The organism is Aliihoeflea sp. 2WW (assembly GCF_000497755.1).
GTDB lineage: Bacteria > Pseudomonadota > Alphaproteobacteria > Rhizobiales > Rhizobiaceae > Aliihoeflea.
Genome location: NZ_AYOD01000047.1, coordinates 1 through 11,495, shown reverse-complemented (window position 1 = coordinate 11,495; position 11,495 = coordinate 1). Strand labels below are relative to the sequence as shown.

Sequence of the window (11,495 nt, the reverse complement as noted above, 5' to 3'; positions counted from 1 at the left end):
CCCCGCCCCGATGACGCCGCCGCCGATGCACGCTGCCTTGGTGATGGTCATTTGGTTTGTTTCCTGCTGCGTTGGTCGACCCCCACTCCGTCGCGCTTCGCGCGCCACCTCTCCCCCGATCGACGGGGGAGAGGAAGTGCTGGATGCGACGCCGTGCTTTTCCTCTCCCCCGGGCAGGGGGAGAGGTGGCCCGCGAAGCGGGACGGAGTGGGGGTGATGTTTGCGAGCGCAAAGACCATAGATTCTACACCAAGGGGGCGCGTTTGGTCAGGTTGAGCTTCCTGCGCACCTCGTCCGGCCCGATCACCCGCGCGCCCATATTTTCCACGATCGTCACCGCGCGCTCGACGAGCTGAGCGTTGGTGGCGAGTTCGCCCTTGCCGAGCCACAGATTGTCCTCCAGCCCGACGCGGACATTACCGCCGGCGAGGACGGCGGCGGCGACGTAGGCCATCTGGCTGCGGCCGAGCGAGAAGGCTGACCAGGTCCAGTCCTTCGGCACGTTGTTCACCATCGCCATGAAGGTGTTCAAATCGTCCGGCGCGCCCCAGGGCACGCCCATGCAAAGCTGCACCAGCGCGTCGGGCGCGAGGACGCCTTCCTTCACCAGTTCCCTGGCGAACCAGAGATGGCCGGTGTCGAACGCTTCGATCTCGGGCTTCACGCCCATCTTGGTCATCATGCCGCCCATGGCGCGCAGCATGCCGGGCGTGTTGGTCATCACGTAGTCGGCCTCGGCGAAGTTCATCGTGCCGCAGTCGAGCGTGCAGATTTCCGGCAGGCACTGGCGCACATGCTCGACGCGCTCGGCGGCGCCGGCCATGTCGGTGCCCTGTTCCTTCAGCGGCAGGGGCTTGTCCGTCGAGCCGAACACCATGTCGCCGCCCATGCCGGCGGTCAGGTTCAAAACGACGTCGACATCTGCATCGCGTATGCGCTCGGTCACCTCGCGGTAAAGGGCGATGTCGCGGCGCGGGGCGCCGGTCTCGGGATCGCGGACATGGCAGTGGACGATCGCCGCGCCGGCCTTCGCCGCTTCGATCGCCGAATCCGCGATCTGCTTGGGCGAGCGCGGCACGTGGGGCGAGCGGTCCTGTGTGCTTCCCGAGCCGGTGACGGCACAGGTGATGAAGACCTCGCGGTTCATTTCGAGCGGCATGTGCATCCTCCAAGTTGCCGCCAGCTTCGCGTCCCTTGCGTCAGCGTGTTTTGCGATTTACGCATAGCAATTGATGCAAAGCGAAAAGCATTCGATCTTTCGGCCCGATGCCACGCTGCTGGCGGTGACTTTTCTCGTCTTGCCGGGCTGCTCGCTGATGTGCGTCGCGTGCGCCATCGATCCCTTGCGCGCCGCGAACCGCATCTGCGGTCGGCCGGTGTTCGACTGGCGCGTCGTTTCGCTCGACGGCGCGCCGCCGCAGACGACCAGCGGCTTGCCGATTGCCGTTTCGGGCGCGTTCGACGCTGCGCGGGCCGGCGATTTCGTCATCGCGATCGGCGGGTTCGGTTCGCGCGGCGCGCTTTCCGGCCCCGAGCTTGCCGCGTTCAAACGGGCGGCGGGGGCGGGGCGCGCGGTCGGCGGTATCGAGGCGGGAACCTGGGTGCTCGGCCATGCCGGGCTGCTGGACGGGCGCGCAGCGACGACGCATTGGGAAGACCTCGAGGACTTCGCCGCTGCTTTTCCCGAAGCCGACATCAGGCCGGATCGCTATGTGATCGATGGACCGGTCGTCACCGCGGGCGGCGCATCGCCGGGCTTCGACCTGATGCTTCACCTGATCCGCTCGCGGCTCGGCATGAGCGTTGCGCTCGATGTCGCGAGCGTCTTCATCTACGACCAGGCGCGGGCGGCGAGCGACGCGCAGCCGCTGGTCTCGCTCGGCCGGCTGGATGGCCACGATCCGCGGCTCGCGCAAGCGGTGCGGATCATGGAGGCGCATGTCGATCGGCCGCTGACCGTCGCCGCCATCGCGCGACGGTCCAAATTGTCGGTGCGGACGATGGAACTCGTCTTCCGCCGCGCGATCGGCGAAAGCCCCGGCGCCTATTATCTGCGCCTGCGCCTCAATGCGGCGCGCCGCCTCGTGCTCGACACGCGCGAACCGATGGCGGACATCGCCGCGCGAACCGGCTTTTCCAGCGCCGCCGCCTTTTCACGCGCGTTCGGAAGGGCATTCGGCAAGACGCCGAGCGCGATGCGGCGGGGGGGAGAAAAATGAAAAATAGCCCCTCTTCCTGACCGCCGCGCGGGTGCAGACTGCCTGCCGTCGCCACAGGAGTTCGTCCCATGCACGGAAACGCCATCGCCAAGGTTCTGGAACGCAAGCCGCCGAAGATCGTCCGCCAGTTGCCAGCGGGCGTCGCGCATTGGGCGCCGCCGGGCGGCTCGATGGTCGTTTCGTCGGCCGGGGAGGTCTACGAGCTCATGCAACTCGTGCCGCACGGCCAAGTCATCACGCTCGACACGATCCGCGATGCGCTGTCCATCCGGCACGGAACCAGCATCGCCTGTCCAGTCTCGACCGCGATCTTCATCAATCTGGCCGCGCAAGCCGCCGAGGACTGGCGCGCCATGGGCCGCAACGATGCGATTGCGTGGTGGCGCACGCTCAAATCCGGCGGCCATCTGAACGACCGCTATCCCGGCGGCCTGGACCGGCACGAGGCGGAGTTGGAAGCCGAGGGGCACCGGGTCCAACGCAAAAACAAGCGCGCGTGGATCGAAGACCTCGACAGGAAGGAATTCGATCTGCTGGCAGCGATGGCGTGACTGGCTATCCCTGGGGCGCCAAATGGGCACCAACATCCATACGGCGGTGGAGAATTCGAATCACGTCGATCGTCGCCACCGACCGCCGAAAGACGATGAGGTGCGAGCCGACGGGCAATTGCAGATAGTCCTGCCGGACCTGATCGATGCAACGACCCTTCGCGGCGCCATTGCAAAGGCGGTTCACGGCGTCAAAGAGTTCGCGGATGTAGCGGTCGGCCTGATCGACGCTCCAGCGATCCGCCGTGTAGTCCCAGATGGAATCGAGATCGCCGCGTGCGGCAGGCGAAAGGCGGTATCGCCTCAAACGTTTCGCTCTTTGCGCTTGCCGGCCAAAAATTCATCGATGTCGAAGGCTTCGGGAGGACCGCTTGCCTCTCCGGCGGCAATGGCGGAGNGTTCGACGCTGCGCGGGCCGGCGATTTCGTCATCGCGATCGGCGGGTTCGGTTCGCGCGGCGCGCTTTCCGGCCCCGAGCTTGCCGCGTTCAAACGGGCGGCGGGGGCGGGGCGCGCGGTCGGCGGTATCGAGGCGGGAACCTGGGTGCTCGGCCATGCCGGGCTGCTGGACGGGCGCGCAGCGACGACGCATTGGGAAGACCTCGAGGACTTCGCCGCTGCTTTTCCCGAAGCCGACATCAGGCCGGATCGCTATGTGATCGATGGACCGGTCGTCACCGCGGGCGGCGCATCGCCGGGCTTCGACCTGATGCTTCACCTGATCCGCTCGCGGCTCGGCATGAGCGTTGCGCTCGATGTCGCGAGCGTCTTCATCTACGACCAGGCGCGGGCGGCGAGCGACGCGCAGCCGCTGGTCTCGCTCGGCCGGCTGGATGGCCACGATCCGCGGCTCGCGCAAGCGGTGCGGATCATGGAGGCGCATGTCGATCGGCCGCTGACCGTCGCCGCCATCGCGCGACGGTCCAAATTGTCGGTGCGGACGATGGAACTCGTCTTCCGCCGCGCGATCGGCGAAAGCCCCGGCGCCTATTATCTGCGCCTGCGCCTCAATGCGGCGCGCCGCCTCGTGCTCGACACGCGCGAACCGATGGCGGACATCGCCGCGCGAACCGGCTTTTCCAGCGCCGCCGCCTTTTCACGCGCGTTCGGAAGGGCATTCGGCAAGACGCCGAGCGCGATGCGGCGGGGGGGAGAAAAATGAAAAATAGCCCCTCTTCCTGACCGCCGCGCGGGTGCAGACTGCCTGCCGTCGCCACAGGAGTTCGTCCCATGCACGGAAACGCCATCGCCAAGGTTCTGGAACGCAAGCCGCCGAAGATCGTCCGCCAGTTGCCAGCGGGCGTCGCGCATTGGGCGCCGCCGGGCGGCTCGATGGTCGTTTCGTCGGCCGGGGAGGTCTACGAGCTCATGCAACTCGTGCCGCACGGCCAAGTCATCACGCTCGACACGATCCGCGATGCGCTGTCCATCCGGCACGGAACCAGCATCGCCTGTCCAGTCTCGACCGCGATCTTCATCAATCTGGCCGCGCAAGCCGCCGAGGACTGGCGCGCCATGGGCCGCAACGATGCGATTGCGTGGTGGCGCACGCTCAAATCCGGCGGCCATCTGAACGACCGCTATCCCGGCGGCCTGGACCGGCACGAGGCGGAGTTGGAAGCCGAGGGGCACCGGGTCCAACGCAAAAACAAGCGCGCGTGGATCGAAGACCTCGACAGGAAGGAATTCGATCTGCTGGCAGCGATGGCGTGACTGGCTATCCCTGGGGCGCCAAATGGGCACCAACATCCATACGGCGGTGGAGAATTCGAATCACGTCGATCGTCGCCACCGACCGCCGAAAGACGATGAGGTGCGAGCCGACGGGCAATTGCAGATAGTCCTGCCGGACCTGATCGATGCAACGACCCTTCGCGGCGCCATTGCAAAGGCGGTTCACGGCGTCAAAGAGTTCGCGGATGTAGCGGTCGGCCTGATCGACGCTCCAGCGATCCGCCGTGTAGTCCCAGATGGAATCGAGATCGCCGCGTGCGGCAGGCGAAAGGCGGTATCGCCTCAAACGTTTCGCTCTTTGCGCTTGCCGGCCAAAAATTCATCGATGTCGAAGGCTTCGGGAGGACCGCTTGCCTCTCCGGCGGCAATGGCGGAGCGCAGTTCCTCGATCCGCAATTCGCGCTCTTCAAGCAGTCGCAAGCCCGCGCGGACGACTTCGCTGGCCGTGGCATAGCGCCCGTCGCCAACCTGCTTCTCGACGAAACCAGCAAAGTGGTCGCCCAGCGAAATGGACGTATTGCGGCTCATGGTATCACCTCAGATACCAAAAAATAATACATCCTGTGTGGGTTTTCAATTGCCCGCAGCCGCCATACGTCGTCCCGAGATGGCCTTCTCCAGCCAGCCGACCTGCATCTCCGGAACCGAAGAGAGGAGCAGTTGGGTGTAGTCGTCGAAGGGTGGTTCGAGGACTTTCGACTTTGGGCCGTAGCGCACGACTTCGCCGCGATACATGACGGCGATGGAATCGGCGATTGCGCGGACGGTTGCGATGTCGTGGGTGATGAAAAGGTAGGAGACCTGCTCCTGCTTTTGCAGTTCCAGAAGCAGCTTGAGGATGCCGTTGGCGACCAGCGGATCGAGCGCGCTGGTGACCTCGTCGCAGATGATCAGCTTCGGATCGGCGGCGAGCGCGCGGGCGATGCAGACGCGCTGCTTCTGGCCGCCGGACAGCTCGGCCGGGTAGCGATCGGCGAAGCCGCGGCCCATCTCGATCTTTTCGAGGAGCTCGTTGACGCGGCGGTCGCGCTCAGTGCCGCGCATGCCGAAGTAGAATTCGAGCGGGCGGCCGATGATCGTCGCGACGGTCTGGCGCGGGTTCATCGCGACGTCCGCCATCTGGTAGATCATCTGGAGTTCGCGCAGATCCTCTTTGCTGCGGTCGGCAAGGCGGGCGGGCAGCTCGCGCCCGTCGAAATTGATCGTGCCTTCCTTCGGCGGCAGAAGGCCGGTGATGGCGCGCGCGAGCGTCGATTTGCCGGAGCCGGATTCGCCGACGACGGCGAGCGTCTGGCCGGGCCGGATGTCGACGGTGACGTTCTTCAGGACGTTGATGTGGCCGCCGCCATAGGCCGCCGTCACGTTCTTCACCGAAAGGATCGGCGTGCCTTCCGGCGCGTGTTCGTCGTGCTCGACATGGTGGGCGGCGACGAGTTGCTGCGTGTAAATCTCGCGCGGCTGGTCGATGATCTGGCGCGTGTCGCCCCATTCCACGGTCTTGCCGTGACGCAGCACCATGATCTCGTCGGAGACCTGCGCGACGACGGCGAGGTCGTGGGTGATGTAGAGCGCGGCGACGCCGGTCGCGGCGATGGCCTCCTTGATCGCGGCGAGGACGTCGATCTGCGTCGTCACGTCGAGCGCGGTCGTCGGTTCGTCGAAGATGATGAGGTCCGGCTCGGAGCAAAGCGCCATCGCCGTCATCACGCGCTGGAGCTGGCCGCCGGAGACCTGATGGGGGTAGCGCTTGCCGATGTTCTCCGGATCGGGCAGCGAGAGTTTGCGGAAAAGCTCGACCGCGCGCGCCTCGGCTTCGCGGCGCGAGGAAACGCCGTGCTTGAGCGTCGCCTCGACCACCTGGTCCATCAGCCTGTGCGCCGGATTGAAGGCGGCTGCGGCGGATTGCGCGACGTAGCAGACTTCGCGGCCGCGCAGGCGGCGGACCTTGCGGTTGCCTTCCTTCAGGATGTCGCGGCCGTTGACGATGACTTCGCCGCCGGTGATCCGCACGCCGCCGCGGCCATAGGCCATGGGCGACAGGCCGATCGTGGACTTGCCGGCGCCGGATTCGCCGATGAGGCCGAGCACCTTGCCCTTGTGCAGCGTCAGCGAGACGCCGTCGACGATGGTGATGTCGTGCGGGTCTTCGTCGGGCGGATAGACGGTCGCCTCGATCTTCAGATTGCGGATCTCGAGCAGCGGCGCGCCCTTGAGATGAATTTGCTCCTCAGGCATTGCCGCGCCCTCCCTTCAAATCGGTGGTGCGGTTCAAGATCCAGTCGGCGACGAGATTGACCGAGATCGCCAGCGCGGCGATGGCGCCGGCGGGGATCAGCGCGGCCGGAATGCCGAAGACGATGCCCTCGCGGTTTTCGCGCACCATGCCGCCCCAGTCCGCATCCGGCGGCTGGACGCCGAGGCCGAGGAAGGAGAGGGCCGAAAGGAACAGCACCGCATAAATGAAGCGCAGGCCGAGTTCGGAGACGAGCGGCGACAGCGCGTTGGGCAGGATTTCGCGGAAGATGATCCAGCGCGTGCCTTCGCCGCGCAGTTTGGCCGCCTCGACGAAATCCATGACGTTGATGTCGACCGCGACCGCGCGCGACAGGCGGTAGACGCGGGTGGAATCCAGGATGCCCATGACGAGGATCAGGATCGGGATGGTCGAGGGCAGGACGGACAGGACGACGAGGCCGAAGATCAGCGTCGGGATCGACATCAGGAGGTCGACGAAGCGCGACATCAGCGTGTCGAACCAGCCGCCGATGACCGCCGCCATGAAGCCGAGGATCGAGCCGAGCGTGAAGGCGAGCGCGGTAGAGGCGACGGCGATGAAGACAGTGATCCGGGCACCGTAAATCATGCGCGAGAGGAGGTCGCGGCCGAGATTGTCCGTGCCGAGCCAGTATTGCGCCGAGGACGGCTCCCACACGCCGCCGAGAACGCGCGAACCCGGATAGGGTGCGATCCATGGGGCGAAGACGGCGACGATGAGCAGGACGATTGTGACGAAAAGGCCGATCGCGGCACCGATGGGCATGCGCTTGAACATCATCGCGTCACCTCCGGTGCCTGAGGCGCGGATTGGCGAGGATCGCCACGATGTCCGCAATGAGATTGAGGCCGATATAGACGGCGGCGAAGATCAGCCCGACCGCCTGCACAACCGGCACGTCGCGCTTGGAGACGTGGTCGACGAGATATTGCCCCATGCCCGGATAGACGAAGATCACCTCGATCACAACGACGCCGACGACGAGGAAGGCGAGGTTCAGCATCACGACGTTGACGATGGGCGCTATGGCGTTCGGGAAGGCGTGCTTGCGGATGATCTCGAAGAGCGACAGGCCCTTCAACTCGGCCGTCTCGATATAGGCGGACTGCATGACGTTGAGGATTGCCGCGCGGGTCATGCGCATCATGTGCGCCAGGACGACGAGTGTCAGCGCGGTCGCCGGCAGCGCGATGGCACGCATTCGGTCGGCAAAGGGCATCGTGTCGTAGACGGTCGACACGCTGGGAAACCAGCCGAGGCGGACGGCGAAAAAGTACATCAGCACGTAGCCGATGAAGAATTCTGGCAGCGAGGTTGCCGACAGGGCAAGGCCGGAGATCGTCTTGTCGACGAAGCCGTTGCGGTAGCGCACGGCGACGAGGCCGAGCAGGATTGCCAGCGGCACCGAGACGATGGCGGCCCAGAAGGCGAGGAAGAGCGTGTTCTTCAGGCGCGGCCAGATGGACGTCGCGATATCCATGCGATTGGACAGCGCCGTGCCGAGGTCGCCCGTCAGGACGCCGCCGAGCCAGGTGAAATAGCGGATATAGGCCGGGTCGTTGAGGCCAAGTTCGCGGCGCAGATTTTCCAGCGCCTGCGGCGTCGCCGCCTGGCCGAGGATCGACTGGGCGACGTCTCCCGGCAGGATTTCGGTGCCGAGGAAGATCAGCACCGAAACCGCCAGGAGGAGAAGGATGCCCAGCGCGATGCGCTGGGCGATGAGTGTCAGTACCGGGTGTGCCCCCACGTTTCCGCCCCGATCAGGCCTGGTCGAGCCAGACGCGGGTCGCCGCCCTCAGATTTGACGTCTCGTGGTTGGGGTCCTGCACCCAGCCCTGGACCTCCTCGCGGCGTGCGTCGAGGAAATCGTTGAACATCGGCAGGATCAGGCCGCCATCGTCGCGCACCTTGGTCGCCGCCTCGCGGTACATCTCGCCGCGCTTGGTATCGTCGAGTTCGGCGCGGGCGGTGCGGATGAGGGTGTCGAAGCCTTCGTCGAAGAAGCGCGTGTCGTTCCAGTCGGCGCCGGTGATGTAGGCGGTCGAGTACATCGAATCCTGCGTCGGACGACCACCCCAATAGGAGGCGCAGAAGGGCTGGGCGTTCCAGACTTCCGTCCAGTAGCCGTCGCCCGGCTCGCGCTGAACCTGGATCTCGATGCCAGCGGCCTGCGCCTGCTGCTGGTAGAGCTGTGCGGCGTCGACAGCGCCGGGGAAAGCGACTTCGGACGTGCGCAGGAGGACCGGACCCGAATGGCCCGACTTCTTGTAGTGGAAGGCGGCCTGCTCGGGATCGTAGGCGCGCTGCTCCACACCTTCGGGGAAGAGCGCATAGGACTGGTTGATCGGAAAGTCGTTGCCGACCGAGGCGTGGCCGGCCAGAATCTGTTCGATCATCTGCTCGCGGTCGACAGCCAGCTTCAGCGCCATGCGCAGATCGGCATTGTCGAACGGCGCCGTGTTGCAATGCATCGCGAAGATGTAGTGCCCCTTGGACGGAACGCTCTCGATATGCACGCCGGGCATGCGCGCCAACAATGCGACGGTACGTGGCTCCACGCGGTTGATGATGTGAACCTGACCCGACTGGAGCGCCGATGTGCGCGCCGTTGGATCGTTCATGACGATGACCTCGACGGAGGCGACATGGCCGATATCGTCGTTCCAGTAGCCGTCATACTTGGTCGAGACGTGGCGGATGCCCGGTTCGTTGACCTCGACCTGATAAGGGCCCGTACCGATGCCGGCGAGCGGGTCGTCATAGCCGCCATTCGGCTGGATAACGAGATGGTAGTCGGTCAGGAGCAGGGGCAGGTCGGCATTGCCGCTGTCGAGCTTGAACACGACATTGTCGCCGTCGACCGAAATGTCGGTGATGCCCCGCAACACGCCGAGCGCGGCCGATTCCGTTGCCTCATCGGAATGGCGCCGGATGGTCTGCGCGACGTCTTCCGGCGTCAGATCCTGACCGTTGTGAAAGGTCACACCCTTTCGGATCTTGAAGCGCCATTCGGCTGCGTCGTCGGATGCTTCCCAGGACTCGGCCAGAACAGGCTGCGGCGAGCCGAGCCGTCATTCTGCGATCTGCGAAACCTGCGTCAGCCAGAGCGCCGGATCGAGCGAATTGGTGGACTCGCCACCCTGCATGCCCATGCGCAGATCGCCGCCCTTTTGCGGTCCCTGCGCGCGCGCCGCTCCGATCAGCAGCGAATTGGCGAATGTCGAGGTGACGCCGAGCGCGGCCGCGCGGCCGAGAAAATCGCGACGGTTCAGCTTGCCGCGCGCGACATAGCGGCTCAAAAATTCCAGTTCTTTCGACATTGCCCGTTCCTCATTCGATCGATTGATCCGAACCCATTGAGCGGACCCGTTTTGCGGGTCTCGTTGGGTAAGGATATTGACGGCATCATGCGACATTTCACATGGCCGTTTGCGACATTGAATGGCGTAATTGGTTCCGCCTGAGACGAGGCGAACTATAGCCACCCTCGCCGCGGGATCAACCGCGAAGGGAAAATTCCTGAGGATTTGCCGATAGTTGAGCGCGGAGCGCCCTCACTGGTCTATCAATTCAGCGGGATGTCGTTGGCTTCCTTCGACGCCTGATAGACTTGCGAAAGTGCGTCGTAGCGGGCGGCGATGCGGGCCGCGCGGGCTGTCAGTTCCGACCGGCCGGGCTCGTCCATCGCGGCGATTTCGCGCCGGATGGAATGGCTTTTCCAGTAGGCGTTCTCAGTGCGGTAACCGCCCGGTTCCAGCCCGAAGACCTCCTTCAAGATCTTCAGATCGTGCGGGATGGCGAAGCTGTCGCGCGAGTCCTCGTGGCTGAAGAAATAGTGGAAATTGTCGAAACCGGCCCAGGTGATGGCAGACAGGCACAGCGAGCAGGGCTCGTGCGTCGACAGGAAGATGCAGTCCTTCGTGTCGGGGCGATCCGCTTTCGGCAGTTCATAGAATCGCTTCATGGCGTGCATTTCGCCGTGCCAGAGCGGATTTTCGATCTCGTTGTTGGTCTCTGCGATCACCACCGAGAGGTCCGACTTGCGCAGGATCGCTGCGCCGAAAATCTTGTTTCCGGCCGCGACGCCGGCTTCCGTTTTCGGCACGATGTCGTCTTCGATCACGTCGAACAGGCGGTGGATCAGCGCCGCGCTCATGGCTCGAAGCCGTCCGGCAGGCGGATTTCCCATGGCTCGTCGAAGAAGAATTCCTCAAGGTTGGTGCCATCGCCGCCGCGGTCGACGACGATGAAATCCTGGTTCTGCCCGATCGGCGTCAGGACGGCGTGCCACGTGTTGCGGTGATAGTTGATGCCCTGGCCGGGTGCCGTGACGAAAGCATGCGGTTCGCCGGGGCCTTCATTCGTATCGTGGCAGACGACGACGAGGAACGGGCGTTGGTCGAGCGGCATGAAGATCTGGCTGCCGAAGGGATGGCGCTCGACCATCTTGAGCGCCAGCGGGAACGCGTAGGGCGTGCCACGGGCGATGGAGACGAGCACGCGCGCGTTCGGGCCCATCGCCTCGACCCTGGCGAGGTCGTGATAGCGCTCGCACTTGCCGTTGTTGATCGGGAAGTGGTTGTCGCCGGCGGTGTCTAGGACGTCGCCAAAGGGAGCGAAGGCTTCGCGGGTTAGGGGGAGGGCGGTGATTGGATCGCTCATCGCGAGGCACCCCCCTCTGGCCTGCCGGCCATCTCCCCCTCAAGGGGGGAGATCA

The 11,495-nt window shown here is 65.0% G+C and carries 13 protein-coding genes and 1 pseudogene; 4 read left to right on the top strand and 10 right to left on the bottom strand.

Annotated elements, in window-relative coordinates; all coding sequences use genetic code 11:
- Window positions 1–244 precede the first annotated feature (244 nt).
- The gene (locus tag ALII_RS0117905; protein WP_024588597.1) at window positions 245–1,159 is read right to left on the bottom strand and encodes a 3-keto-5-aminohexanoate cleavage protein; all 915 of its coding nucleotides are present in this window, start codon (window positions 1,157–1,159) and stop codon (window positions 245–247) included.
- A 70-nt stretch (window positions 1,160–1,229) separates the two neighbouring features.
- On the opposite strand from ALII_RS0117905, the gene ALII_RS0117900 reads away from it, so the two are divergent.
- The gene (locus tag ALII_RS0117900; protein WP_024588596.1) at window positions 1,230–2,219 is read left to right on the top strand and encodes a GlxA family transcriptional regulator; all 990 of its coding nucleotides are present in this window, start codon (window positions 1,230–1,232) and stop codon (window positions 2,217–2,219) included.
- Window positions 2,220–2,287: 68 nt separating this feature from the next.
- On the top strand, window positions 2,288–2,770 hold the full coding sequence (locus tag ALII_RS0117895) for an MGMT family protein (RefSeq protein WP_024588595.1): 483 nt from the start codon (window positions 2,288–2,290) through the stop codon (window positions 2,768–2,770).
- 4 nt (window positions 2,771–2,774) lie between these two features.
- On the opposite strand, the gene ALII_RS0117890 is transcribed toward ALII_RS0117895, so the two are convergent.
- Window positions 2,775–3,077: a type II toxin-antitoxin system RelE/ParE family toxin gene (locus tag ALII_RS0117890; protein WP_024588594.1), complete on the bottom strand. Its 303-nt coding sequence runs from the start codon at window positions 3,075–3,077 to the stop codon at window positions 2,775–2,777.
- On the opposite strand from ALII_RS0117890, the gene ALII_RS0117885 reads away from it, so the two are divergent.
- Both ALII_RS0117885 and ALII_RS0117880 read left to right on the top strand, forming a co-directional pair.
- A complete protein-coding gene (locus tag ALII_RS0117885; RefSeq protein ID WP_081719039.1) occupies window positions 3,047–3,931 on the top strand; it encodes a GlxA family transcriptional regulator in 885 nt (294 codons plus the stop codon). The genes ALII_RS0117890 and ALII_RS0117885 overlap by 31 nt on opposite strands.
- A 68-nt stretch (window positions 3,932–3,999) precedes the next feature.
- Window positions 4,000–4,482, top strand: coding sequence for an MGMT family protein (locus ALII_RS0117880; protein ID WP_024588595.1), 483 nt, complete (start codon window positions 4,000–4,002; stop codon window positions 4,480–4,482).
- A gap of 4 nt (window positions 4,483–4,486) precedes the next feature.
- Here the strand turns inward: ALII_RS0117880 and ALII_RS0117875 are convergent, their stop codons facing one another.
- From ALII_RS0117875 to ALII_RS0117840, 8 genes and pseudogenes are all read right to left on the bottom strand, one after another.
- Window positions 4,487–4,789: a type II toxin-antitoxin system RelE/ParE family toxin gene (locus tag ALII_RS0117875; RefSeq protein WP_024588594.1), complete on the bottom strand. Its 303-nt coding sequence runs from the start codon at window positions 4,787–4,789 to the stop codon at window positions 4,487–4,489.
- Window positions 4,786–5,031, bottom strand: a complete 246-nt coding sequence (locus ALII_RS0117870) for a type II toxin-antitoxin system ParD family antitoxin (protein ID WP_024588593.1) — start codon at window positions 5,029–5,031, stop codon at window positions 4,786–4,788. Before ALII_RS0117870 ends, ALII_RS0117875 begins: the two co-directional genes overlap by 4 nt.
- A 45-nt stretch (window positions 5,032–5,076) precedes the next feature.
- Entirely contained in the window at window positions 5,077–6,738 is a 1,662-nt protein-coding gene (locus tag ALII_RS0117865) for an ABC transporter ATP-binding protein (RefSeq protein WP_024588592.1), read from the bottom strand.
- Entirely contained in the window at window positions 6,731–7,558 is an 828-nt protein-coding gene (locus tag ALII_RS0117860) for an ABC transporter permease (protein ID WP_152529670.1), read from the bottom strand. The genes ALII_RS0117865 and ALII_RS0117860 overlap by 8 nt, the downstream gene beginning before the upstream one ends.
- Window positions 7,559–7,562: 4 nt before the next feature.
- Window positions 7,563–8,525, bottom strand: a complete 963-nt coding sequence (locus tag ALII_RS0117855) for an ABC transporter permease (protein ID WP_024588590.1) — start codon at window positions 8,523–8,525, stop codon at window positions 7,563–7,565.
- Window positions 8,526–8,538: 13 nt separating this feature from the next.
- A pseudogene (locus tag ALII_RS21370) lies at window positions 8,539–10,098 on the bottom strand (ABC transporter substrate-binding protein).
- A gap of 245 nt (window positions 10,099–10,343) precedes the next feature.
- Window positions 10,344–10,934: a nucleoside deaminase gene (locus ALII_RS0117845; protein ID WP_024588589.1), complete on the bottom strand. Its 591-nt coding sequence runs from the start codon at window positions 10,932–10,934 to the stop codon at window positions 10,344–10,346.
- On the bottom strand, window positions 10,931–11,440 hold the full coding sequence (locus tag ALII_RS0117840; protein WP_024588588.1) for an ureidoglycolate lyase: 510 nt from the start codon (window positions 11,438–11,440) through the stop codon (window positions 10,931–10,933). The genes ALII_RS0117845 and ALII_RS0117840 overlap by 4 nt, the downstream gene beginning before the upstream one ends.
- Window positions 11,441–11,495 lie beyond the last annotated feature (55 nt).

Coding starts and splice junctions, on each gene's coding strand:
- ALII_RS0117905 (WP_024588597.1), bottom strand. CDS start 1,159: ATGCCGCTCGAAATGAACCGCGAGGTCTTCATCACCTGTGCCGTCACC.
- ALII_RS0117895 (WP_024588595.1), top strand. CDS start 2,288: ATGCACGGAAACGCCATCGCCAAGGTTCTGGAACGCAAGCCGCCGAAG.
- ALII_RS0117880 (WP_024588595.1), top strand. CDS start 4,000: ATGCACGGAAACGCCATCGCCAAGGTTCTGGAACGCAAGCCGCCGAAG.
- ALII_RS0117870 (WP_024588593.1), bottom strand. CDS start 5,031: ATGAGCCGCAATACGTCCATTTCGCTGGGCGACCACTTTGCTGGTTTC.
- ALII_RS0117865 (WP_024588592.1), bottom strand. CDS start 6,738: ATGCCTGAGGAGCAAATTCATCTCAAGGGCGCGCCGCTGCTCGAGATC.
- ALII_RS0117860 (WP_152529670.1), bottom strand. CDS start 7,558: ATGATGTTCAAGCGCATGCCCATCGGTGCCGCGATCGGCCTTTTCGTC.
- ALII_RS0117845 (WP_024588589.1), bottom strand. CDS start 10,934: ATGAGCGCGGCGCTGATCCACCGCCTGTTCGACGTGATCGAAGACGAC.
- ALII_RS0117840 (WP_024588588.1), bottom strand. CDS start 11,440: ATGAGCGATCCAATCACCGCCCTCCCCCTAACCCGCGAAGCCTTCGCT.